The organism is Microbacterium dauci, from assembly GCF_030065535.1.
GTDB lineage: Bacteria > Actinomycetota > Actinomycetes > Actinomycetales > Microbacteriaceae > Microbacterium > Microbacterium dauci.
In genome coordinates this window covers 352,918-376,136 of the sequence record NZ_JASJND010000007.1, presented here as the reverse complement: position 1 = coordinate 376,136, position 23,219 = coordinate 352,918, and the positions used below count along the sequence as shown (strand labels likewise).

The 23,219-nt window shown below is 68.4% G+C and carries 19 protein-coding genes; 4 read left to right on the top strand and 15 right to left on the bottom strand.

The window, feature by feature from the left end; translation table 11 throughout:
* Positions 1-3: 3 nt before the first annotated feature.
* The 6 genes from pepN to dut all read right to left on the bottom strand — a co-directional run bounded on the left by pepN (position 4) and on the right by dut (position 9,297).
* Positions 4-2,475, bottom strand: a complete 2,472-nt coding sequence (pepN, locus tag QNI14_RS13330; protein ID WP_283717105.1) for an aminopeptidase N — start codon at positions 2,473-2,475, stop codon at positions 4-6.
* Between the two features lie 40 nt (positions 2,476-2,515).
* Positions 2,516-4,468 (bottom strand): 1-deoxy-D-xylulose-5-phosphate synthase, encoded by a 1,953-nt coding sequence (dxs, locus tag QNI14_RS13325; protein WP_283717104.1) that lies wholly within the window; start codon positions 4,466-4,468, stop codon positions 2,516-2,518.
* Between the two features lie 74 nt (positions 4,469-4,542).
* Positions 4,543-7,401 carry an aconitate hydratase AcnA gene (gene acnA / locus QNI14_RS13320; RefSeq protein ID WP_283717103.1) on the bottom strand — a complete coding sequence of 953 codons (2,859 nt, stop codon included), beginning with the start codon at positions 7,399-7,401 and terminating at the stop codon, positions 4,543-4,545.
* A gap of 137 nt (positions 7,402-7,538) precedes the next feature.
* On the bottom strand, positions 7,539-8,273 hold the full coding sequence (locus QNI14_RS13315) for a DUF3159 domain-containing protein (protein WP_283717102.1): 735 nt from the start codon (positions 8,271-8,273) through the stop codon (positions 7,539-7,541).
* Positions 8,270-8,851 carry a DUF3710 domain-containing protein gene (locus QNI14_RS13310; RefSeq protein ID WP_283717101.1) on the bottom strand — a complete coding sequence of 194 codons (582 nt, stop codon included), beginning with the start codon at positions 8,849-8,851 and terminating at the stop codon, positions 8,270-8,272. Before QNI14_RS13310 ends, QNI14_RS13315 begins: the two co-directional genes overlap by 4 nt.
* On the bottom strand, positions 8,848-9,297 hold the full coding sequence (gene dut / locus QNI14_RS13305) for a dUTP diphosphatase (RefSeq protein ID WP_283717100.1): 450 nt from the start codon (positions 9,295-9,297) through the stop codon (positions 8,848-8,850). The genes QNI14_RS13310 and dut overlap by 4 nt, the downstream gene beginning before the upstream one ends.
* A 12-nt stretch (positions 9,298-9,309) precedes the next feature.
* Here dut and QNI14_RS13300 point away from each other — a divergent pair, with 12 nt between their 5' ends.
* Positions 9,310-9,783, top strand: coding sequence for a DUF3093 domain-containing protein (locus QNI14_RS13300; protein WP_283717099.1), 474 nt, complete (start codon positions 9,310-9,312; stop codon positions 9,781-9,783).
* A 21-nt stretch (positions 9,784-9,804) separates the two neighbouring features.
* On the opposite strand, the gene QNI14_RS13295 is transcribed toward QNI14_RS13300, so the two are convergent.
* Complete coding sequence (locus QNI14_RS13295; protein ID WP_283717098.1) at positions 9,805-10,095, bottom strand: DUF4193 domain-containing protein; 291 nt, start codon at positions 10,093-10,095, stop codon at positions 9,805-9,807.
* Positions 10,096-10,366: 271 nt separating this feature from the next.
* Here QNI14_RS13295 and sepH point away from each other — a divergent pair, with 271 nt between their 5' ends.
* Entirely contained in the window at positions 10,367-11,386 is a 1,020-nt protein-coding gene (gene sepH, locus QNI14_RS13290) for a septation protein SepH (protein ID WP_283717097.1), read from the top strand.
* Positions 11,387-11,409: 23 nt separating this feature from the next.
* On the opposite strand, the gene QNI14_RS13285 is transcribed toward sepH, so the two are convergent.
* On the bottom strand, positions 11,410-12,549 hold the full coding sequence (locus QNI14_RS13285; protein WP_283717096.1) for an alkaline phosphatase family protein: 1,140 nt from the start codon (positions 12,547-12,549) through the stop codon (positions 11,410-11,412).
* A gap of 107 nt (positions 12,550-12,656) precedes the next feature.
* On the opposite strand from QNI14_RS13285, the gene QNI14_RS13280 reads away from it, so the two are divergent.
* On the top strand, positions 12,657-15,113 hold the full coding sequence (locus tag QNI14_RS13280; protein ID WP_283717095.1) for a DNA gyrase/topoisomerase IV subunit A: 2,457 nt from the start codon (positions 12,657-12,659) through the stop codon (positions 15,111-15,113).
* 1 nt (position 15,114) lies between these two features.
* On the opposite strand, the gene QNI14_RS13275 is transcribed toward QNI14_RS13280, so the two are convergent.
* Positions 15,115-15,363, bottom strand: coding sequence for a DUF4287 domain-containing protein (locus QNI14_RS13275; RefSeq protein WP_283717094.1), 249 nt, complete (start codon positions 15,361-15,363; stop codon positions 15,115-15,117).
* A 19-nt stretch (positions 15,364-15,382) separates the two neighbouring features.
* Positions 15,383-17,455, bottom strand: coding sequence for a DNA gyrase/topoisomerase IV subunit B (locus QNI14_RS13270; RefSeq protein ID WP_283717093.1), 2,073 nt, complete (start codon positions 17,453-17,455; stop codon positions 15,383-15,385).
* 191 nt (positions 17,456-17,646) lie between these two features.
* Here QNI14_RS13270 and QNI14_RS13265 point away from each other — a divergent pair, with 191 nt between their 5' ends.
* The gene (locus QNI14_RS13265; protein ID WP_184217789.1) at positions 17,647-17,868 is read left to right on the top strand and encodes a DUF7455 domain-containing protein; all 222 of its coding nucleotides are present in this window, start codon (positions 17,647-17,649) and stop codon (positions 17,866-17,868) included.
* A gap of 70 nt (positions 17,869-17,938) precedes the next feature.
* Here QNI14_RS13265 and QNI14_RS13260 read toward each other — a convergent pair whose 3' ends face one another.
* The 5 genes from QNI14_RS13260 to QNI14_RS13240 form a co-directional block, all read right to left on the bottom strand.
* The gene (locus tag QNI14_RS13260; protein WP_283717092.1) at positions 17,939-18,955 is read right to left on the bottom strand and encodes a sugar-transfer associated ATP-grasp domain-containing protein; all 1,017 of its coding nucleotides are present in this window, start codon (positions 18,953-18,955) and stop codon (positions 17,939-17,941) included.
* 25 nt (positions 18,956-18,980) lie between these two features.
* Positions 18,981-20,003: a sugar-transfer associated ATP-grasp domain-containing protein gene (locus QNI14_RS13255; protein WP_283717091.1), complete on the bottom strand. Its 1,023-nt coding sequence runs from the start codon at positions 20,001-20,003 to the stop codon at positions 18,981-18,983.
* 2 nt (positions 20,004-20,005) lie between these two features.
* Positions 20,006-20,710: a coenzyme F420-0:L-glutamate ligase gene (locus tag QNI14_RS13250; protein WP_283717090.1), complete on the bottom strand. Its 705-nt coding sequence runs from the start codon at positions 20,708-20,710 to the stop codon at positions 20,006-20,008.
* Entirely contained in the window at positions 20,707-22,050 is a 1,344-nt protein-coding gene (locus tag QNI14_RS13245) for an RNA polymerase sigma factor (RefSeq protein ID WP_430539284.1), read from the bottom strand. Before QNI14_RS13245 ends, QNI14_RS13250 begins: the two co-directional genes overlap by 4 nt.
* A 208-nt stretch (positions 22,051-22,258) precedes the next feature.
* Complete coding sequence (locus tag QNI14_RS13240; protein WP_283717089.1) at positions 22,259-23,188, bottom strand: proteasome assembly chaperone family protein; 930 nt, start codon at positions 23,186-23,188, stop codon at positions 22,259-22,261.
* Positions 23,189-23,219: the final 31 nt, after the last annotated feature.

The following is a 23,219-nucleotide window of genomic DNA, read 5'->3' as shown; positions in this document are numbered from 1 at the left end:
TGCTCAATCCTGCGCGGCGCGTACCCGCAGATCGCGGGCCAGGTGGTCGCGCTGCTCCAGCAAGATGCGGCGCAGTGCCCCAGGGGCGTCGGTGTTCGCCTCGAGCCACGCGTCGACCGCGGTCGTGTTGTCCGTCGCCGGGAAGAGTCCCCGCACCAGGCGGGCCGCGAGCTCGATGCTCCGCCCACGCCACGTCGGCAGGATCCGCGCGAAGTAGTCGTCGTCGAAGGCGCTGATGAGGTCTCGCCGTCCGGCCGAGCGGATGCCGCGGATCGTGGCGTCGAGATGGTCGTTCGACAGCGACTCGTCGTTCCAGGCGCGGACCCATGCCTCGGCGCGGGTCGCGGCATCGGGCGCAGCCGCGCGCGCAGCGACCGCAGCTGTGCGGCCCGACGCCGTCCCATCGCGCTCGAGCATCGCCGCGATCGCGTCCTCGCCCGCCGTGCCCGTCGCAGCACCGGCGACGACGAACGACCAGCGCAGGTCGGGGTCGAGCACGAGACCCTTGGGAGCCGCGTCCGTCAGGAGCCGCTCGATGTCGGCGGACTTCGTCGTGCTGTGTTCCGAGGCGGCCGCGACCGCGCGTGCCCAGATCAGCTGCGCATCGGATGCCGGTGCGGCATCCGTCATCGCGTCCCACGCCACCGCGAGCCACGCGTCAGCCGCGGACTGGCGCCCGGCAGCCGGCACGTAGTGCGTGACGGTGAAGAGTGCCTGGGCGACGACGTCGGCGAGCAACGCCGCGTTCGTCTCCGCCGGAGCATGCCGAGCCACGATCGAGAGGAAGCGGCTCGCAGGCAGCTCGCCATCACGCGTCGCGTTCCAGAGCGAGGCCCACACGACGCCGCGCACGAGTGGTGCCTCGAGGGTCGAGAGTCCGCGGTCGACGGCATCCACCGATCGCGGATCGAGACGGACCTTCACATACGAGCGGTCGTCGTCGTTGAGGACGAGCAGGTCGGCGTCCGCGAGCTGGGATGCGTCGACCTGCGTGGATGCGCCGACAACGTCGAACTCGGTACCGCCCGCAGGCGCGAGCACCTCGCCATCGAAGCGATAGGCGCCGAGGCGAAGTCGGTGGGGCCGGACGATGTCCTGCGCCACCGTGAACGTAGCTCGCTCGAGCGAGACGGTCGGCAGCCCCGTCGTCTCGAGCCAGACCGCACTCCAGGTCCGCAGGTCGCGACCCGACGCGCGCTCGAGCGCGACGAGCAGATCCTCGAGGGTCGTGTTGCCGAACGCATGCTCTGCGAAGTAGCGCTGCGCGCCGCGGAAGAAGGCATCCTCGCCCACGAAGCCGACGAGCTGCTTCAGCACCGACGCGCCCTTGGCGTACGTGATGCCGTCGAAATTCAACTTCGCCGCCTCGAGGTCGGGGATGTCGGCGACGATCGGGTGCGTCGTCGGCAGCTGGTCCTGCGCGTACGCCCACCCCTTCCGCCGGCTCGCGAACGTGACCCAGGCGTCATCGAATCCGGCCGCGGCGGCAGCCGTGTGCGAGCCCATGAAGTCCGCGAAGGACTCCTTCAGCCACAGGTCGTCCCACCACCGCATCGTGACGAGGTCACCGAACCACATGTGCGCCATCTCGTGCAGGATCGTGTTCGCCCTCGCCTCGCGCTGAGCCCGCGTCGCGCGGCCACGGAACACGTACGCCTCGGTGAACGTGACGAGGCCGGGGTTCTCCATCGCACCGAGGTTGTACTCGGGGACGAAGATCTGATCGTACTTGCCCCACGGATAGTCCTGCCCGAAGGCCTCGGTGAGGTACGACAGCCCGCGGCGCGTGACCTCGAGGATCTCATCCGCATCGAGGTGCTCGGCGAGCGATGCGCGGCACAGGATGCCGAGCTCGACGCCGCCCCACTCGCCGCCGACACGGTGGTACGGACCGGCCGCCACTGCCGTGATGTAACTCGAGATGGGCAGGGTCTCGGCGAACGAGACCCGCATGCCGCCGTCGATCGATGCCCGCTCGAGCTCCGCCCCGTTGCTCAGGACGACCCACTCGCTCGGCGCGGTCACGCGGAAGCGCCATCGAGCCTTCATGTCCGGCTGCTCGAAGCACGGGTACACGCGTCGGCAGTCCGCAGGTTCGTATTGGGTGTAGAGGTAGACGGCGTCGTCCACGGGATCGACGAACCGGTGCAGGCCCTCCCCCGATGCGCTGAAGCGGCCGCGCGCCGTGATGCGGACCTCGTTCTCGGCAGAAGGTCCTCGGAGCAGCACACGAGCACCGTCCCATTCGACGGGCACGTCGACGCCGTTGACGCTCACCTGATCGACGGCATCGCCGATGAAGTCGACCCAGGTCTCCGCGGTGGTCGCCGAGAAGCGGAGCGTGCTCACCGTCGCGAACGTCGACTGCGCGGCATCCGTCGCCGATCGCAGATCGAGATCCACGTCGACGGTGTGCAGCCGCACCGCGGCGGAGCGGGCAGCGGTCTCATCACGGGTCAGGTTCGCGGAGCTCATCCGTCCATCGTGTCACGCGGATGCCGCAGCGCGACCCAGCTCAGGACTCGCCGTGCCGTGCTTCGTCGGCGAGCCAGATCGCGCCCGTATCGGTCGCGGGACGGGCCATCGGGATGCGCGTGCCGAGCACCTGGGCCACGACGTCCTGCGCGATCTTCGACGGCGACAGACCGGCGTCGTCGAGGATCTGCTCCCGTGTCGCGTGATCGATGAAGCGATCGGGCAGGCCGAGCTCGTCGACCGCGGTCGAAACCCCCGCCTCGCGGAGCACTTGGCGCACACGCGTTCCGACACCGCCGACGCGGATGCCGTCCTCGATCGTGATGACGAGGCGATGGCTCCGCGCGAGTTCGACGATGGAGGGCTGGATCGGCACCGCCCACCGTGGATCGACCACCGTGGCACCGATCCCCTGTGCCCGCAGGCGCTCGGCGACGTCCATCGCGAGGTGCGCCATGGGGCCGATCGCGACGATCAGCACGTCCTCGGCGTCGCTGCGGTAGAGCACGTCGGCGCCGTCTTCGCGTCGCTCGACCGCGTCGAGCGTGACCGGAACCGCACCCTTCGGGAAGCGGACGACCGTCGGCGCGTCATCGACCTCGATGGCTTCGTCAAAGAGCTCACGGAGTCGCTCGCCGTCGCGAGGAGCCGCGATGCGGATACCGGGCACGAGTTGGAGCATCGCCAGGTCCCACACGCCGTGGTGACTCGGCCCATCCGGCCCGGTGACGCCGGAGCGATCGAGCACGAACGTGACGCCGGCCTTGTGCAGCGCGACATCCATCAGCACCTGGTCGAAGGCGCGGTTCATGAACGTCGCGTAAATCGCGACGACGGGATGCAACCCGCCGTATGCGAGTCCGGCCGAAGAAGCGACGGCGTGCTGCTCGGCGATGCCGACGTCGTACACACGGTCCGGGAACCGCTGTGCGAACTCCTGGAGACCGGTCGGACGGAGCATCGCGGCAGTCATCGCGATCACATCCTCGCGGCGCTCGCCCGCTGCCACGAGCGAGGACGAGAACACGTCCGTCCACGCGACGGCGTCCGAGGTGCCGATCGGCTCGCCGGTCGAAGGGTCGATCTTGCCGACGGCGTGGAACTGGTCCGCCTCGTCGCGGCGTGCGGGTTCGTACCCGCGTCCCTTCTCGGTGATGACGTGGACGATGACCGGCGCGCTGTATTCCTTCGCCAGCTGCAGCGTCTCTTCGAGCGCCTCGAAGTCGTGGCCGTCGATGGGGCCGAGGTACTTGATGTCGAGATTCGAGTAGAGCGCCGCGTTGTTGGTGAACCGGGACAGGAACCCGTGCGTGCCGCCGCGGACCCCGCGGTATACCGCCCGGCCCATGGGACCGAGCAGCCGGAAGAACCGTGCCGAGCTCTCGCGCAGGCTCTCGTAGCTGTCGGCGGTGCGGACGCGGTTCAGGTACCGCGCCATGCCGCCGATCGTCGGCGCGTACGAGCGGCCGTTGTCGTTCACCACGATGACGAGATTTCGGTCGTTGTCGTCGGTGATGTTGTTGAGCGCTTCCCACGTCATGCCGCCGGTGAGGGCTCCGTCGCCCACGACCGCGACGACGTGACGGTCCTTCCGACCGGTGCGCGTGAGCGCACGGGAGACACCGTCAGCCCAGCTCAGCGAACTCGACGCGTGCGAGGACTCGACGACGTCGTGCTCGCTCTCCGAGCGCTGCGGGTAACCTGCGAGGCCGCCGCGCGAGCGGAGCCCCGAGAAGTCCTGCCGCCCGGTGAGGAGTTTGTGGACGTACGACTGGTGGCCGGTGTCGAAGATGAACGGGTCGTTCGGCGAGTCGAAGATGCGGTGCAGCGCGATGGTCAGTTCGACGACGCCGAGGTTGGGACCGAGGTGACCGCCGGTGCGCGCCACGTTCTCGACGAGGAAGTCGCGGACCTCGGTCGCGAGGGTACGCAGCTCATCTCGCGAGAGCCCATCAAGGTCTCGCGGACCGTGGATGCGCTCGAGAAGACTCATGACCCGAGTCTACGCGGGCAGACGCAGAGAGCCCCGACGCGAGACGGCGTCGGGGCTCTCTTTCAGGCGATCGTTCAGACGAGCGAACGCAGCACGTACTGCAGGATGCCGCCGTTGCGGTAGTAGTCCGCCTCACCGGGGGTGTCGATACGGACGATCGCATCAAACTCGATCGTCTGCTTGCCCTCGGCCGAGAACTCGCTCGGCTCTGCGGTGACCTTGACCGTCTTCGGCGTGACGCCCTCGTTCAGCTGCTCAAGACCCGAGATCGAGACGATCTCGGTGCCGTCGAGGCCGAGCGACTTCCAGCTCTCACCGGTCGGGAACTGCAGCGGGACGACGCCCATGCCGATGAGGTTCGAGCGGTGGATGCGCTCGAAGCTCTCGGTGATGACCGCCTTGACGCCCAGCAGGCTGGTGCCCTTGGCCGCCCAGTCGCGCGACGAACCGGAGCCGTACTCCTTGCCACCGAAGACGACAAGCGGGATGCCCTGCGCCTGGTAGTTCTGGCTCGCGTCGTAGATGTACGACTGCGGGCCACCCTCCTGCGTGAAGTCGCGCGTGAAGCCGCCCTCGACGATCTGGCCGTCGTTGACGGCAGACACGAGCTCGTTCTTGAGGCGGATGTTGGCGAACGTGCCGCGGATCATGACCTCGTGGTTGCCGCGACGCGAGCCGTAGGAGTTGAAGTCCTTCTGCGCGACGCCGTGCTCGGTGAGGTACTGCGCGGCGGGCGTGCCCGCCTTGATGTTGCCGGCCGGGCTGATGTGGTCGGTGGTGACCGAGTCGCCCAGCGTCGCCATGACGCGTGCACCGGAGATGTCCGAGACCGGGGTCAGGTCCATCGACATGCCGTCGAAGTACGGCGCCTTGCGGACGTACGTCGAGTCCTCGTCCCATTCGAAGACGGGACCGGTGGGCGTGGGCAGGTTCTTCCAGCGCTCGTCGCCGTCGAAGACGGTCGAGTACTGCTTGATGAACTGCTCGCGGGAGATCGAGTGGTCGATGACCTCCTGCACCTCGTCGGGCGAGGGCCAGATGTCCTTCAGGAACACGTCGTTGCCGTCCGCGTCCTTGCCGAGGGCGTCGGTCTCGAAGTCGAAGTTCATCGACCCGGCGAGGGCGTAGGCGACGACGAGCGGCGGCGACGCGAGGTAGTTCATCTTCACGTCGGGGCTGATGCGGCCCTCGAAGTTGCGGTTGCCCGAGAGGACGGCTGTGACGGCGAGGTCGTTCTCGTTGATCGCCGCCGACACCTCTTCGATGAGCGGACCCGAGTTGCCGATGCAGATGGTGCAGCCGTAGCCGACCGTGTAGAAGTCGAGGCCCTCAAGCGCTTTGTCGAGACCGGACTTCTCGTAGTAGTCGGTGACGACCTTCGAGCCGGGGCCGAGCGTCGTCTTGACCCACGGCTTGCGCTTGAGACCCTTGTCGACGGCCTTCTTGGCGAGCAGGCCCGCCGCGATCATGACCGACGGGTTCGACGTGTTGGTGCACGACGTGATGGCTGCGAGCGTGACCGCACCGTTGTCGAGCAGGTAGCTCTGACCGTCGGGGGTCGTGACCTTCACCGGCTTGGATGCCGCGTGGCGCGCCCCGCTCGAGATGAGCGACGGCACGTGCTCGTGCTGGTGCGAAACGCCGCCGACGGCGACGTGCTCGTGCTCGACACCGGGCGCGGTGCCGGGGTCGGACGCGGGGAAGGTGCCTTCGAGCTCGACGGAGTCCTCTTCGGCGGCATCCGCGTAGTTCAGGATGTCCTTGCCGAACTGGCTCTTCGCCTCGGAGAGGAGGATGCGGTCCTGCGGACGCTTCGGGCCGGCGATCGAGGGGACGACCGTCGAGAGGTCGAGCTCCATGAACTCGCTGAACTCGAGGTGGCGGGCCGGGTCGTGCCAGAGCTTCTGCTCCTTGGCGTACACCTCGACGAGGGCGACGGTCTGCTCGTCGCGGCCCGTGAGGCGCAGGTAGTCGAGCGTGACATCGTCGATCGGGAACATCGCGGCGGTCGAGCCGAACTCGGGGCTCATGTTGCCGATGGTCGCGCGGTTCGCGAGCGGCACCTGAGCGACACCTTCGCCGTAGAACTCGACGAACTTGCCGACCACGCCGTGCTTGCGGAGCATGTCGGTGATCGTGAGGACGACGTCGGTCGCGGTGACACCCGACGGGATCTCGCCGGTCAGCTTGAAGCCGACGACGCGCGGGATGAGCATCGAGACGGGCTGGCCGAGCATCGCGGCCTCGGCTTCGATACCGCCGACGCCCCAGCCGAGCACGCCGAGGCCGTTGACCATCGTGGTGTGCGAGTCAGTGCCGACGCAGGTGTCGGGGTACGCACGGAGCACGCCGTCGACGGAGCGGTCGTAGATGACCTTTGCAAGGTGCTCGATGTTGACCTGGTGGACGATGCCGGTGCCCGGGGGGACGACCTTGAAGTCGTCGAACGCCGTCTGACCCCAGCGGAGGAACTGGTACCGCTCGCCGTTGCGCTCGTACTCGATCTCGACGTTGCGCTCGAGTGCGTTGTCGGAGCCGAACAGGTCGGCGATCACCGAGTGGTCGATGACCATCTCAGCGGGCGAGAGCGGGTTGATCTTGCTGGGGTCGCCGCCGAGCGCGGTCACGGCCTCGCGCATCGTGGCGAGGTCGACGATGCAGGGCACACCCGTGAAGTCCTGCATGACCACGCGTGCCGGCGAGAACTGGATCTCGGTGTTCGGCTCGGCCGCCGGGTCCCAGTCGCCGAGCGCCTGGATCTGCTCCTTGGTGACGTTCGCGCCGTCCTCGGTACGCAGGAGGTTCTCGAGCAGCACCTTGAGGCTGAACGGGAGCTTCTCGTAGCCGGGGACGGTGTCGACGCGGAAGATCTCGTAGTCGGTGTCGCCGACGGTCAGTGTGCTCTTGGCACCGAAGCTGTCAACAGTGGACACGTGTGCTCTCCTTCATCGGCGGGCGCGGGCGACATGGCCCACACTCCCCCATCTTCCCCGCGCTCGCCGTCGGCGGCTAGTGAGGCCGTCCTAACCTGCGAGGTGCGGAAAACTATCTTGATGTCGAGATAAATCTATCACGCGTCGCGACGCGGATACACCGCACGCACGGCGAGCCATGTGACCGCGACGAGCGGCGCGAACAGCGGCAACCCCATGATGAGTTTGAGGGTGCCGAGAAGCGCGACCTCGCCCGCCAGGTAGAGCGGCAGCTGTACCGCAAGCCGAGCGAAGAAGAGCGCGGCCCACGCGATCGCGAGCCAGAAGAACACGCGTCGCTTGCGCTGATCCCGGCGCCACGCGACACCCTCGTTCATGAGGAACCCGACGGCGAGGCCGATCAGCGACCAGCCGATCACGGCCGAGACGAGGAACGCCGTGCCGTAGACGGCATTGGTGATGAGGCCGGGGACGAAATTGTCCTCGCCTCGCCCCGTGAAGAGCGCGAGGGCGGCGGCCACACCGGCCGCGATCAGCCCACCGAACGCAGCACTCGCGGGCGAACGCTGGATGAGTCGGACAGCGGTGAACACCACGGCGAGGCCGACCGATCCGGCGAGCGAGATGACGAGGTCTTGTCCCGTCAGCGTGTAGAGCAGGACGAAGGCGAGGCCTGGGAGGACCGACTCGACGACACCGCGCCAGCCACCCATCGCCCGCCAGACCACACGACCGGTCGTCGCCTCATCCGCGGGATCGAGCCCGGCGCGTCGCGCGGCTTGGCCCAGTGCCTGCCCGACGAGTTCGGACGCGGACGGCGACGGCGGCTCGAGTCCCGGGCGAGCGTCGTCCGGGCGCTGCGACTCGCTCATGCGCCGGGGGTCGCGGGCATCTTCAGCGGGATGAGGTCGCGCGGGGGCATCGGGGTCCCGCCACGGACGACGACGATCGAGCGGAACAGGTCCTCGATCTGTGCCGCGGCGGCCGGGTCGCCGGCAGCCGCGCCACCGACGACGCCGCGGAGGAACCAGCGGGGGCCGTCGACGCCGACGAAGCGCGCGAGCCGCTTGCCTGCGGCGCCTTCCGCGCCGACGACCGGCACCTCGGCGAGCAGTTCGGGGCCGAGCGGACCCTCACGCTCTTCCACGCGGCCACCCTGTTCACGGATCTGCGAACGGATCTGTTCGCGCGTCTCCTCCCAGAGCCCCGAGGACCGCGGCGCGGCGAACGGCTGCACCTGCAAGGTCGAACCGGCGTAGTCGAGGCCGATGGCGACGATGCGCTTGGTCTGCTCCTCGACCTCGAGGCGAAGGTTGAGTCCCTCGCGCGGGAGGATCTTCACTCCGCCGAGGTCGATGTAGGGGCGGACCGGGTTGGCCTCGGTCTCGTCGAACGGGCCGTTCTCGGCTCGATCGGACGGCGCGGACTTGAGGGCGATCTCGTCGGTCATGCGGTGAGTCCTGTCGTGTAGCCGGTCGATCCGAAGCCACCCTCGCCACGCACACTGTCGGGGAGGGTCTCGACCGGGATGAAGTTCGCGCGCGGGACGGGCATCACGATCAGCTGCGCGATGCGGTCGCCGGGCGCCACGTCGAACGATTCCGTGGCATCCGTGTTCAACAGCGTCACCTTGATCTCGCCGCGGTAACCGGCGTCCACGGTGCCCGGGGAGTTCACAACGGTGATGCCGTGCTTGGCGGCGAGGCCGCTCCGGGGGACGACGAAGGCGACGTACCCGTCGGGCAGCGCGATGCGGACGCCGGTGCCGATGAGTGCACGCTGTCCGGGTGCGAGATGCGCGGCCTCCGAGGCCACCAGGTCGGCGCCGGCATCGCCCGGATGGGCGTAGACCGGGACCGCAGTCGAGATAATGGGAACGTCAACGGATTCCGTCACCCCCCGAGGCTAATGCACAACGTCGAACACGCCACGTCCGCCAACGCCTATCGCGAACGGCTGAGTCCATCGCTCTGGTTGCTCGTCAGCGCGGCGGTGTGCGCCCCGATGGCAGCCATCGTGTTCGTCCCGGTGGATCAGACGCTCGCGCTCGCGATCGGACTCGCCGTCGGCGTCGCGATCGTCGTCGCCCTCATCGGGAGCGCACCGGTCGTGTCGATCAGCGGCGACGAGCTGCGGGTCGGCCGCGCCCGCATCCCCCTGGCCGTGCTCGGCGAGCCTGAATCGCTCACCGGAGAGGAAGCTCGCGCGGCCCGTGGACGCGACCTCGGCCGCGATGACTGGCACCTGCTCCGCGGTGGCATCGACGGCGTCGTGCGTATCGCCGTGAAGGACGAGAACGACCCCACGACGCGATGGGTGTTCTCGTCACGCACCCCGGAACGGGTGGCGGCGATCATCACCCGCGCGCAGCGGGGTCGTTGACGTCAGAACCGAGCGTGTCGCTCAGGCGCACTCGGTGCAGATCGCACCGACCGAGGTCTGGTGGTCGATCTGGGTACGGTGCTTCACCAGGAAGCACTCGATGCAGGTGAACTCGTCTTCTTGAGCCGGGAGGACGACGACGTCGAGATCGACGTCGGAGAGGTCTGCGCCGGGGAGCTCGAAGCCGGCCGGGTTGTCGGAGTCCTCGTCGCCCGTCGACCCGGACAGCTTGTCCGGAACGCGCTCCTTGAGGGCCTCGATCGACTCACTGTCGTCTTCGGTCTTCCGGGGGGCGTCGTAATCCGTTGCCATGCGAGGATGTCTCAACTTTCGGGGTGTTGCTGTGGTGTTGTGGGAACCGTCGTCGGCGTCCGGCACCCGATCGGGCGGCCATAGTTTGCATCACCCACGTGGGATTCGCAAATGGACGGTTCCGCAGCGCCGTCATTCGAAGGCACGCCACCGCAAACTTGCGGCACGCCCGCGATATTCCCGTGCGCCGTCGAGGGTGCGTGCGACCATGTCAGCGCAGGTCGAAACGGCCCACGCTGAATCGCCGCGACCTAGGAGAAAGGGTGTTCGCATGGAACAGCTGAAAGTCATCGGCACCGAAGACGGCCGACTGATGCTCGCCACCGACGCGGGCGACCGCTTCTCGCTCGCGGTCGACGAATCGCTGCGCGCGCAGTTGCGCCGACTGCAGCGCGAGACCGAGCCGCGGGCCGTCCGCCCCAGCCCTCGGGACATCCAAGCGCACATCCGATCGGGCATGTCTGCCGAAGAAGTCGCCGAACTCCTCGGCGTCCGCCTGGAAGACGTGCAGCGCTTCGAAGGTCCGGTGCTGGCGGAACGTGAGCACATCGTCGGCCAGGCGCTCGCGGTGACCGTCCTCATCGGCGGCGAACTCGACCCCGGCGCGCAGCCGACGTTCGGTAACGCGGTGCGGGCCAAGCTCACCGAGGCGAATGCCACCGGTGAACGCTGGACGAGCTGGCGCGACCAGTCCGGCTGGGTCGTCAAGCTCGAGTTCACTGCGAACGAGGTCGACCACGATGCGCGATGGAGCTTTGACCCGCGCCGATCGAGTCTGTCGCCGCAGAACTCCGACGCGGTCCAGCTCTCGCGACAGGGATCACTGCCCGAAGGGCTCATCCCGCGTCTGCGCGCGCTCGACTCCTCGCCACTCAAGGACGCCACCCGCTTCGACAGTGCTGCGTTCGGTCCTCGCGGCGTCGTGGAGGTCGACGTCGACGACACCCCCGAAGCGCGCCCCTCCTCGTCGCCCGCCGTGCAACAGGCCGCGATCAAGCGCGCGCCCGATGCGCCTGTGACCTCCGCCGAGACGGCCGACCTGCTCGAAGCGTTGCGCCGTCGTCGCGGTCAGCGCGAGCCGATGCCGAGCGAATCGACGGCACCCGAGCGCGCGTCCTCGCCGGTCGCGCTGTTCGATGCGCTCGAACCCGGCTATGACGAAGCGGATGCCGCTGTCGAGGACGTCACCGACGACGCGGATGCTCCCACCGAGCAGACGCGTCGCAAGGGTCGCACCTCGATGCCGTCGTGGGACGAGATCGTCTTCGGCGCTCGCACCGAAGACGGCTGACCCGTGTCATCGCTCCGGGGGCGTCAGCGTTCCGGAGCGAACGCGCCGAGCCGCACGAGCGGCACGATGCGCTCTTGCTCAGTGAGCGATCCATGCTGGCCGACCATCTTCTGCGGCTTCTTGTCGAGTTCCCGATCGTCGTAGTACGCGACCGCCGAGCGCGCCGCGACGAGCACGTCACCGATACGCGGGACGACCCCAGCGTCGACGGCCGCGCCGAAGAGCCCGGCCTCGATCGCTTCGCTCCGGCTGAGCACCCACGACCGCTGCGCCTCGGCATCGCGCCAGCGCGCAAGCAGTGAGACAGCCTCGCCGTCCTCGGAGTACAGGTGGAGCATCCGGGGCTCGCCCCCGATGAGCCGGACGCCGTCGAGGAGCGGGTCACTGTCGGACAACAGCATCTGACGATGGCGCGGCACGTCGACCATCCCGTGGTCCGCGGTGAGCACCGCACCAGCCGCTCCGCCGAGCGCATCGTCGAGCGCCCGGGCCGCGGCATCCACGATCTCGAGCCCCGCCGACCATTCGTCGCTCTCCCAACCCTTCGCGTGCCCGAGACCGTCGAGCTCCGGCACATACGCATAGACGAGAGCGCCGGGATGCCGCAGCGCGAGATCCGCGGCGACCTCGACACGCTCGGCGATCGTCGACGCCGCGACGAACTGCGCGCCGCGCATGAGGGCACGGGTGAACCCGGTGTCCCGATACATCGCCTTCGTGACGACGAACACCGGTCGCCCATGCTGCGCTTCGCGGTCGAGGATCGGCTGCTGCAGCTGCCAGGTGAGCGGATCAAGCCCGTCCGTCTCGTACCCGCGGAGCTGGTTCGGCGCCTTGTCCGTCCCCGGCACGCGAGCGCGATAGCCGACGAGCCCGTGCGCGCCGGGCGCAGTGCCGGTGAGGAGGCTCCCCAACCCGGCCGCCGTCGTCGAAGGGAACACCGTGCGGGCGGCATCCTTCTTCGTCATCCGCTGGGTGAGGAACCGGGCATGCCCGGCGCGAGCCGTCAGATTGCCCCGACCGAGTCCGTCGACGAGGAGGACGACGCCGGAACGAGCCGGCGCGAACCAGCTGTCCCCACCTTCGAGCGCCGCGATCACATGCGGCACGACACCGGTGAGGCTCCGGGCTCCGGGCGGGTCCGCGGGTAGGCTGTGGGACATCCGGGCAAGTCTCCCATACGGCGCGACGGCCCCACCCGCACCGGCATCCGACCGCCCTCGACCTCGCACGATCAAGGGCTGAGCGAGGCCCGAGAACGATCGAGGACATGGCAGCTCGCAGCACTCCCCCGTCAGCACCCGCCGTCGAGCGCATCGAGGATGTCGACCTCGCCGACGAGATGCAGGGGTCGTTCCTCGAGTACGCCTATTCCGTCATCTACTCGCGCGCACTGCCCGACGCCCGCGACGGACTGAAGCCCGTCCAGCGACGCATCCTCTTCCAGATGGCCGAGATGGGACTCCGCCCCGACCGCGGTCATGTGAAGAGCGCCCGCGTCGTCGGCGAGGTGATGGGAAAGCTCCACCCGCATGGCGACTCCGCCATCTACGACGCGCTCGTGCGGCTCGCGCAAGATTTCGCGCTGCGGGTGCCGCTGGTCGATGGACACGGCAACTTCGGCTCGCTCGACGACGGGCCCGCCGCCGCCCGATACACCGAGGCCCGGCTCGCTCCGTCCGCGCTCGCGCTCACCGAGCACCTCGATGAAGACGTCGTCGACTTCATCCCCAACTACGACGGGCAGTTCCAGCAGCCCGAAGTGCTTTCGGCGGCGTTCCCGAACCTGCTCGTCAACGGCACGACCGGCATCGCGGTCGGTATGGCGACCAACATGGCGCCGCACAACCTCATCGAGGTCGTCTCGGCCGCGATCCACCTGCTCGAGCACCCCGAAGCCACGCTCGACGAGCTCATGGAGTTCGTCCCCGGTCCCGACCTTCCCGGTGGCGGCGTGATCGTCGGTCTCGACGGCATCAAAGAGGCGTACCAGTCGGGTCGCGGCACGTTCCGCACCCGCGCGAAGTCGTCGATCGAGTCGCTCGGTCCGCGCCGCACCGGCATCGTCATCACCGAGCTCCCCTACATGGTCGGCCCCGAGCGGGTCATGGAGAAGATCCGCGACGCCGTCACCGCGAAGAAGCTGACCGGCATCTCCGACATCACCGACCTCACCGACCGCAACCACGGCCTGCGCCTCGTCATCGGCATCAAGACCGGCTTCGACCCGAACGCCGTCCTCGAGCAGCTCTTCCGACTCACGCCCCTCGAGGACTCGTTCGGCATCAACAACGTCGCGCTCGTCGGCGGTCAGCCGCAGACGCTCGGGCTCAAGGAGATGCTGCGGGTCTACCTCGACCACCGCATCCAGGTCATCACCCGTCGCAGCCGGTTCCGCCTCGCACGCAAGCAGGAGCGCCTGCACCTCGTCGAGGGTCTCCTCATCGCGATCCTCGACATCGACGAGGTCATCCAGGTCATCCGCACGTCGGACGACAGCGAGATGGCCCGCACGCGCCTCATGGACGTGTTTGACCTGTCGCAGCTGCAGGCGGAGTACATCCTCGAGCTTCGTCTGCGCCGCCTCACCAAGTTCTCCCGCGTCGAACTCGAGACCGAGCGCGACACGCTCAAGGCAGACATCGCGGCGCTCGAAGAGTTGCTCGGCAGCGATGCGCTTCTCCGCCGTCAGGTGGCGGTGGAATTGGATGCCGCGGCCGACGCCTACGGCACCCCGCGGCGCACGCTCCTGACGAACGGCGGCCCCGTCGCCCCGCGTGGGCGCGCCGCGGCGCCGGCCGACCTCCAGATCGCCGACGCCCCGTGCCGCGTGTTCCTCTCGGCGACCGGCCGGATGATCCGTGCCGAGCTCGTCGCCGATGCGCCCGGCGGGGGCATCGTCACGCCCGCGCGCCGGTCGAAGCACGACGCGATCCGTTCGGCCGTCGACGCGACCACCCGCGGCGACCTCGGCGCCGTGACCAGCGCCGGTCGCCTGGTGCGCTTCTCCCCCGTGGATCTGCCGTCCGTGCCCGCCAACTCCGTGCAGCTCGGTGCCGGCACGAAGGCCGACCAGTACCTCGGGCTCTCGGGCGGCGAACACGTCGTCGCCGTGGTCAGGCTCGACGAGCCGGCACCGATCGCGCTGGGTACCGCACAGGGCGTCGTGAAGCGCGTCGCAGCAAGCGAGTTGCCCGCCGGCAAGCACGATGTCGAGGTCATCTCGCTCAAGCCCGGCGACACGGTCGTCGGCGCGGCGCCCGCCGCCGACGGCACGGAGCTCGTCTTCGTCGCGAGCGACGCGCAACTGCTCCGGTTCGACGCCGCGGCCGTGCGTCCCCAGGGTCGCGCGGCCGGCGGCATGGCCGGCATCCGACTCTCCGACGACGCACGGGTCATCGCCTTCACGGCCGTCACGGCAGGTGATGAGACCGTCGTCGCGACCATCGCCGGATCGACGTCGGCGCTCGCGGGCACCGACGCCGGCTCCGGCAAGGTCTCGGCCTTCGCGGAGTTCCCGGCGAAGGGCCGCGCGACCGGCGGCGTCCGTGCGCAGCGCTTCCTCCGCGGCGAGGACACGCTGACCCTGGCGTGGGTCGGCGAAGACCCTCGCGCGGTCGGCTCGGACGGTGCGGTGCGTCAGCTTCCGGAGCCGGGTGCGAAGCGGGATGCATCGGGGCAGACACTCGACGCCGTCATCGGCGCGATCGGCACCGTCGTCCGCTGAGTCAGCCTGCGAGCTTCGCCTTCACGTAGGCGACGACCGCGTTCGCGTGCCCGTGGCCGAGGCCGTGCTCATCTTTGAGGAGCGAAACGGCCTCCATGTGTGCGCGGGTGTCGAGCGCGCCGGCCGCAATGTCGAGCCAATGCTGGATCGGCTGGCCGTACGTCTTCTCGATGCTCGCGAAGTACGATGCCGGCCCCTTCGGCTTCTCGCCGTCGGCGAAGACCGGGGCCGGGACGCGGTGGGTGCTCACGACCTCAGGCTAGCGGCGCTCAGGCGTCGATCGCCTCGCGGTCGAGGCGATCGGCCGACGACACGATGAAGTCGCGTCGCGGCGCCACTTCGCTGCCCATGAGGAGTTCGAAGACGGATGCCGCCGACTCGGCGTCCTGCATGCGTACACGCCGGAGCAAACGACCATCGCGGGCCATCGTGGTGTCGGCCAACTGATCGGCATCCATCTCGCCGAGGCCCTTGTACCGCTGGATCGGCTCCTGCCACCGACGGCCGGACTTCGTGAGCTTCGCGAGGAGCGAATGCAGTTCCTTCTCGCTGTAGGTGTAGATCGTCTCGTTGGGCTTCGACCCGGGGTTCACGACGATGACACGGTGCAGCGGCGGGACGGCGGCATAGACACGGCCCGCTTCGACGAGTGGGCGCATGTAGCGGAAGAAGAGTGTCAGCAGCAGCGTGCGGATGTGCGCGCCGTCGACGTCGGCGTCGCTCATCAGGATCACCTTGCCGTAGCGCGCTGCCTCGAGGTCGAATGAGCGGCCCGAGCCTGCACCGATCACCTGGATGATCGCGGCGCACTCCGCGTTCGACAGCATGTCGCTGATCGACGCCTTCTGCACGTTCAGGATCTTGCCGCGGATCGGCAGCAGCGCCTGATACTCGCTGTTGCGGGCGAGCTTCGCGGTACCGAGCGCCGAGTCGCCCTCGACGATGAAGAGTTCCGACTCGCCGACGTCGTTCGTGCGGCAGTCCGCGAGCTTCGCCGGCAACGACGACGATTCGAGGGCGTTCTTGCGACGCTGCGTCTCCTTGTGGGTGCGCGCCGAGATGCGCGCCTTCATTTCCGAGACGACCTTCTCGAGCAAGAGCGCTGTCTGCGCCTTGTCGTCGCGCTTGGTCGACGAGAACTTCGCGCCGAGCTCCTTGTTCACGACGGATGCCACGATGTTGCGGACCGCGGGCGTGCCGAGGATTTCCTTCGTCTGTCCCTCGAATTGGGGTTCGGGCAGGCGCACGGTCAGCACGACGGAGAGCCCCGCGAGGATGTCGTCCTTCTCGATCTTCTCGCTGGCGCCGACCTTGAGCTTGCGGGCGTTCGCCTCGATCTGGCCGCGGACGACCTTCATGAGTCCCTGCTCGAAGCCCTGCTGGTGCGTGCCACCCTTGGGCGTCGCGATGATGTTTACGAACGAGCGGCCGACGGTCTCGTAACCGGTCCCCCACCGCAACGCGATGTCGACGTGGCACTCGCGCTGCACCTCCGTCGGCACCATCGCGCCGCTCGGCTGCAGCACGGGCACCGTCTCGGTGAAGTTTCCGACGCCCTCGAGGCGCCAGGTGTCGGTGATCGGCGCGTCGGGTGCGAGGAAGTCGGCGAACTCCGAGATGCCGCCGTCGAACCGGTAGCTGGTCTCGATCGGCTCCTCGCCGCGCTGGTCGAGGATGACGATCTCGAGACCTGGGACGAGGAACGCCGTCTGGCGGGCGCGCTGCTCGAGCTCTGACAGGTCGAACGCGGCATCCTTCGTGAAGATCTGCCGGTCGGCCCAGTAACGGATGCGGGTGCCGGTGACCCCCTTCGCGGCCTTCCCGACGACGCGGAGCTCGCTGGACCGCTCGTAAGGGCTGAAGGCGGAGCTCGGCGCGTCGCCTGCGAACGTGCCCGGCTCACCGCGGTGGAACGACATCGCGTAGGTCTTGCCGGCACGGTCGACCTCGACGTCGAGCCGCTCGGAAAGGGCGTTCACGACCGAGGCGCCGACGCCGTGGAGGCCGCCGGACGCGGCGTAGGACCCACCGCCGAACTTGCCGCCGGCGTGGAGCTTCGTGAAGACGACCTCGACACCCGTGAGCCCGGTGCGCGGTTCGACATCGACCGGGATGCCGCGCGCCTTGTCGCGCACCTCGACGCTGCCGTCGGCGTGGAGCACGATGTCGATGCGCGAGCCGTAGCCGCCGAGTGCCTCGTCGACCGAATTGTCGATGATCTCCCAGAGGCAGTGCATGAGGCCGCGCGAGTCGGTCGACCCGATGTACATGCCCGGGCGCTTGCGGACGGCTTCGAGCCCTTCGAGCACCTGGAGGTGGTGGGCGGAATACTCGGCGGTCACAATCCTCAAGCGTATCCGCGGGTGCCGACGCCGGCGGCTCGACACACGCGCGGTCACGGCACTGATACCGGCAGGTCACACAGGACCATACGCGCACAGCGAAATGTCATCGAATCGCGGCATACCTGCAACAGCACCGTGGTTGTATGTGATGAACGTTCCGCACCCGAACCACTGAGGAGGCACCTGACATGAGCACTTCAACCGCCACCGAGCCCGGAGCCGTCCTCGAATACCGCCTGACCGCGATGGACCGTTGCGACTCCTGTGGAGCGCAGGCCTACATCGCGGCGGAGGTGAACGGCAGCGAGCTGCTGTTCTGCGCCCACCACGGTCGCAAGTACGAGGAGAAGCTGCGCTCCGTCGCGACCAGCTGGCACGACGAGACCGCTCGCTTGAGCGAGGCTCCCTGAACGCTCCTCCCACACGGGAGATGACGAAGGGCCCCACCGATCGGTGGGGCCCTTCGTACGTGCGCCGGGTTCAGAACCCCACGGCCGCCTGGTAGACGGGCAAGAGACCGGTGCGGACACCGGACGCCGACGGCTTCGGCTGGAACACGCTGGAGTTGTGGTTGCCCTCGATGACGACCGGACCGTTCGGCGTGAGCGCGATGTCCCAGCCGACGTAGGGCGCTTCCGGAGTTCGCCGGGCGAGGGATGCCGCGAGGTCGAGCACCCGGTCGTACATCGGCACCTGGAACCCGACGATCGGCGTGCCGGTCGCGGGGTGTTCCCGGTAGACGTTGCTCTGCTTGTCGACGCCGGGGTACATCGCGACGCCCTCGTCGTCGAGCATCGTGAACATGCCACCCGAGGCGAAGTTGTCGATGACGTCGCCGTTGCCGATGCGGAGGACCGCGGCGAGCAGGTGCACGCGGTCGGTCGTGGTGTCGAGGAAGGTGATGATGCGGACCGTGTTGACCGCGTCGGCGTACAGCGTCGACATCTCGGGGTGCTGCACGATGAACTCGTCCAGAACGGTCTGTCCCTTCGCGGCGAGCTCGGCGCGGAACGCGGCGGCATCCGTGTCCGGCGTCACCTCGTGCAGGTCGATCCCGCCACCGCCGTGCCCCTCATTCGGCTTCGCGAGCACCTTCGCGTGGCGACCGAGGAACGCCGACAGCGCGGCGTCATCGATGTCGCGCAGGTCGACGGTCTCCCGCCCGAGCAGGTCGGCGTACTCGCGCGCGAATCGGCGCTTGTCCTCGAGCTTGGACCGCCCCTCGGGCGTGTTGTACATCCGCGTGATGCGGAACGACTTCGGGTGCGTCATCCACGTCGCGCGCTCGCGACCGTTCAGCAGCCGGATGTCCCACACCGCGTAATCGCGGAACGCCATGTCGTACCGGACTGAGCACCACAGCATGTCGGCGATGATGACCGGCACCGGTGCCTTCGAGACCTGCTGCACCGTGCGGGCGAACTCGACGAGGTTGCCGGGCCGGAGCTTCCGGGCACGGCGGATCAGGTACAGCAGTCGGACGCGGATGCGGCGCATGGCGGTTCCTCCGAAACGGGTGCGGTCAGAACCGCATGGCGGCACGGTACCGCGGCAGCAAGCCGCGGCGGATGCCGGAGACGGACGGCTTCGACTGGAAGACGCCCGAGTTGTGGTTGCCCTCGATGACGACGGGACCGGTCGGCGTGATCGCCACGTCCCACCCGATGTACGGGAAGGCCGGCACGCGGCGGGCGAGGCGATCCACGAGCGCGAGCACCTCTTCGTACAGCGGCACCTGGAACCCGGCGATCGTCACACCGGTGACCGGGTGCACCGCGAACGGGCGCCCCTCCTCGTCGCTGGCGGCATGGAGCGCGCGGCCGTCTTCGCCGAGCATCGTGTACATGCCGCCGTTGCTGAAGTTGTCGATCACGCCGCCGTTGCCGATCTTGAGGACCGCCGCCAGGACGTGCACCTCACCGTCAGGGTCGAGGTACGACACCATGCGCAGCGAGTTGACGCTCTGCGGGTAGAGCGAGGCCATGTCCTCGTGCTGGACCAGCACTTCCTCGACGAGCGCCTGGCCCGCGGCGAGCAGCTCCTCGCGGACGGCGGCCGCGTCGGTGATCTCCGCGGTGTCCCGCAGCGAGATGCCGTTGCCGCCGACACCGCCGGGGTTCTTGGCGATGATCCGCGGGTGCCGCGCGACGAAATCCGCGAACGCCGCGGCATCCGTCTGGCGCAGGTCGATCCATTCGCGACCGAGTTCCGCACCGAAGCGCGTCGCGAACTCGAGCTTGTCGTCGAAGATCGCGCGCTGCGCGTTGTCGTTCAGGCGTCGCGACAGGTGGAACGACTTCGGGTCGGTCATGTACGTCTTGCGCTCACGACCCTTGAGGATGCGGAAGTCCCACTCCGAATAGTTCTCGAAGGTGGTCTCGTACCGCACCGAGCACCAGATCATGTCGATGACGACCCACCAGAGCGGTGCGGACGAGAGCCGCGCCGACTGGCGTGCGAACTGCAGTACCCGGTCGGCGTCGAAGTTCACGATGCGCCGCACGAAGAAGCGGACGCGCCGGTAGAGGCGGTGCACGGCGCCCATGATCAGGCCTTCGACGGCCGGATGATGCCGAGCGGCGTGGACTGGTGTCCCTGGCCGAGCGGGTTGTCGGAGAGGATGCGCACGAGGCGCTGCTCCCCCGCGCGGTCGAGTGTGGACCCCAGGATATTGCCGCCGATGTCGTTGATGTCGACGACGGCGACCTCATTGGCGCCGCCCAGGCGCGCCTTCAGCCGCGCTGCGACGCCTGCGGGGTCCTTCGGGCCGAGCACGACGGCCTTGTTGTACGGCGGGATCGTGTGCGGCGTGGGGCCGTCGATCGAACGCGCCTTGTCGCCCGCGATCCGGTAGAAATCGCCGCGGCGACCGAACAGCTTCGTGATCGCGGCGACGCCGGCGGCGAAGACGATGCGGGGCGTGCCGCATTCGCGGAGCGCCATCTCCATCGTCTCTGGCATGCCGAGACCGATGCCGTACTTCGTCTTCACCACGTAGCGGGAGAGGAAGCGGGCGAGCGGGCGCGGCTGGATCTCTTCGACGAGGTAGGAGCGGCCCTGCGTGATCGCAACGATCTTCTCGGTCACGAACAGCAGGTCACCCGGCTCGAGCTCGGATGCCGCGTACTGCGTGACGATCGCCTCGATGTCCTCGCCGGGCATGACGACGTGCGTCCGGATCGGGATCCGGGCGTAGGTCGTGCCGTCGATCGCGCGGGTGAGGTCCTTGCCCTCGTTCGCGACGCCGCTCATTCGAGATAGTCCCGCAGCGACTGCGACCGCGACGGGTGGCGAAGCTTCGCCATCGTCTTCGACTCGATCTGACGGATGCGCTCGCGGGTGACCCCGAACGTGTCGCCGATCTGGTCGAGGGTCTTCGGCTGGCCATCGCCGAGGCCGAACCGCATGCGGATGACGCCGGCTTCACGCTCCGAGAGCGAGTCGAGCAGCGACTCGAGCTGCCGCTGCAGCATCGTGAAGCCCACCGCGTCCGCGGGGACCACAGCCTCGGTGTCCTCGATGAGGTCACCGAACTCGCTGTCGCCGTCCTCGCCGAGCGGGGTGTGCAGCGAGATGGGCTCGCGACCGTACTTCTGGACCTCGATGACCTTCTCGGGGGTCATGTCCAGCTCGCGGCTGAGCTCTTCGGGCGTGGGTTCGCGACCGAGGTCCTGCAGCATCTGACGCTGCACACGGGCGAGCTTGTTGATGACCTCGACCATGTGGACCGGGATGCGGATCGTGCGCGCCTGGTCGGCCATGGCGCGGGTGATCGCCTGGCGGATCCACCACGTCGCGTAGGTCGAGAACTTGAAGCCCTTGGTGTAGTCGAACTTCTCGACCGCGCGGATGAGACCGAGGTTGCCCTCCTGGATGAGGTCCAGGAACTGCATGCCACGACCCGTGTAGCGCTTCGCGAGGGACACGACGAGACGGAGATTGGCGCCCAGCAGGTGGCTCTTCGCGCGCTGACCGTCGCGGGCGACCCACTGCAGGTCGAGACCCAGCTGCGCCGACTTCTCGGCAGCGCTCATGTGCGAGAGCTTCTCTTCGGCGAACAGGCCCGCCTCGATGCGCATCGCGAGCTCGACCTCTTCGGCCGCATTCAGGAGCGGGACCTTGCCGATCTGCTTCAGGTAGTCCTTGACGGGGTCGGCCGTCGCGCCGGTGATCTGCGTCGAGTAGACGGGCACCTCGTCGTCGTCCGCGGAGGAGATGACGATCGCACCGGTGGGGAGCGGCTCGGTGAAGGCGGGCTTCGCGCCCTCCTCGTCGTCGTCGCCCTTGTCGTCCTTCTTGGCGTCGTCCGAGTCGTCGCTGTCGTCGCCGCCGTCGATCTCGGCCTCGTCGACCTCTTCGTCGTCCTCGGGCTCGTCGTCCTCGTCCTTGGCCTTCGCCCTGGAGGCGCGCGCCTTCGCGGGTGCAGCCTTCTTCGTCGCTGCACTCTTCGCGGCGGTCGTCTTCGTCGCGGCCTTGCGTGCGGGGGCCTTCTTCGGGGCGTCCGCCTCCACGGCGGCGGCCTCGGCGCCGTCCACAGCCTCGTCGACCGTCTTCGTCGTACGCGTGCGGGTGGTCTTCGTGCCTGAAGTCACGTCTCGCCTTTCACCGACGATCTTCCGCCGGGGTTCGGACACTAGTAAGACCCTTGTCAAGTCCGGCGCAGTGCAGCCGGAGCGCACCCCACCGTTTGACAACGGGTCATTTCGTCCATTCTCTCATACGTCTCGGATGCATGAAGGACGTGCCGGTGTCAACACCCGGATCGGTGCCCGCATTCCCGCGGGAGATGGTGTCGTCGGGTCAGCCGAGGCCGGGACGACGGTCGTCATCGCCGGACGGCCGGTTCGCGAGGAACCGTTCCAGTTCGGCGGCGAGCTCGTCCGCAGAGGGCAGGTCGCCCGTGTGGATGATCGGCTGTGCGTGAGTGGAACCCGCCATGTACGCGTCGTACCGGTTCTCGAGGTTCTGCAGCATCGTGGTCAGCTCGTCGCTGCCACCGACCTGATCGTCGACCTTCACGAGGTACTCGCGGTTCTCGTCTCGCAGGACGTCGCTGTCGAAGACGAGCCCGGTCGCGACGGAGATGCTGTCGAGTGCCGCGATCGCCGCAGCCGGGAAATCTGTCTCGGCGAGGTAGTGCGGCACGAGGAGGACGAATCCGGCCACCTCGGCGCCGGCCTGCGTGAGCCGGTATTCGACGAGGTGCCCCGCGGTCGCAGGCACCTGCGTGTGCGGCTTCCACACGGAGTGCGCCTCGGTGAGCGCGGTGCGCGTGCCGCTCACCGTCGTGCCGATGGGGCGCGTGTGGGGCACCGGCATGGGGATCGCGTGGACCCAGGTCACCGACCGCACTTCGAGCCCTTCGGCGAGCCCGACGATCGTGTCGGCGAACGCCTCCCACGCGAAGTCCGGTTCATAACCGGCGAGCAGGACGAAGGGCTGTCCGAGCGCGTCGTGCGCGAGCGAGAGCTCGAGCCGCGGCGGCTCGAAGTCGACGAGCCGATCGCCGTCGAAGGTGATGATGGGTCGGCGCGCCCGGTAGTCGAAGAGGACGTCGGCATTGAAGGAGATGACCGGCTCCGGCGCGTGCTCGGAGCGGAGGTGATCGGCGAGGCGGCTCACCGCGGAACCGGCATCCGTGAATCCGGTGAGCGCGATGACCAACGGAAGCCCCGCCGGTACAGGAGGGGCGGAGGCGACGCGCTCGTAGAGGGGTCCGGACAGCGGCATGCCTCCACTGTACGAGGCCTGCCGGAGGGGT

Bases quoted from the DNA above. Each gene is read 5' to 3' on its own strand.
- pepN (WP_283717105.1), bottom strand. From the start codon at position 2,475: ATGAGCTCCGCGAACCTGACCCGTGATGAGACCGCTGCCCGCTCCGCC.
- dxs (WP_283717104.1), bottom strand. From the start codon at position 4,468: ATGAGTCTTCTCGAGCGCATCCACGGTCCGCGAGACCTTGATGGGCTC.
- QNI14_RS13315 (WP_283717102.1), bottom strand. From the start codon at position 8,273: ATGAGCGAGTCGCAGCGCCCGGACGACGCTCGCCCGGGACTCGAGCCG.
- QNI14_RS13310 (WP_283717101.1), bottom strand. From the start codon at position 8,851: ATGACCGACGAGATCGCCCTCAAGTCCGCGCCGTCCGATCGAGCCGAG.
- QNI14_RS13300 (WP_283717099.1), top strand. From the start codon at position 9,310: ATGCACAACGTCGAACACGCCACGTCCGCCAACGCCTATCGCGAACGG.
- QNI14_RS13295 (WP_283717098.1), bottom strand. From the start codon at position 10,095: ATGGCAACGGATTACGACGCCCCCCGGAAGACCGAAGACGACAGTGAG.
- sepH (WP_283717097.1), top strand. From the start codon at position 10,367: ATGGAACAGCTGAAAGTCATCGGCACCGAAGACGGCCGACTGATGCTC.
- QNI14_RS13285 (WP_283717096.1), bottom strand. From the start codon at position 12,549: ATGTCCCACAGCCTACCCGCGGACCCGCCCGGAGCCCGGAGCCTCACC.
- QNI14_RS13280 (WP_283717095.1), top strand. From the start codon at position 12,657: ATGGCAGCTCGCAGCACTCCCCCGTCAGCACCCGCCGTCGAGCGCATC.
- QNI14_RS13265 (WP_184217789.1), top strand. From the start codon at position 17,647: ATGAGCACTTCAACCGCCACCGAGCCCGGAGCCGTCCTCGAATACCGC.
- QNI14_RS13260 (WP_283717092.1), bottom strand. From the start codon at position 18,955: ATGCGCCGCATCCGCGTCCGACTGCTGTACCTGATCCGCCGTGCCCGG.
- QNI14_RS13255 (WP_283717091.1), bottom strand. From the start codon at position 20,003: ATGGGCGCCGTGCACCGCCTCTACCGGCGCGTCCGCTTCTTCGTGCGG.
- QNI14_RS13250 (WP_283717090.1), bottom strand. From the start codon at position 20,710: ATGAGCGGCGTCGCGAACGAGGGCAAGGACCTCACCCGCGCGATCGAC.
- QNI14_RS13240 (WP_283717089.1), bottom strand. From the start codon at position 23,188: ATGCCGCTGTCCGGACCCCTCTACGAGCGCGTCGCCTCCGCCCCTCCT.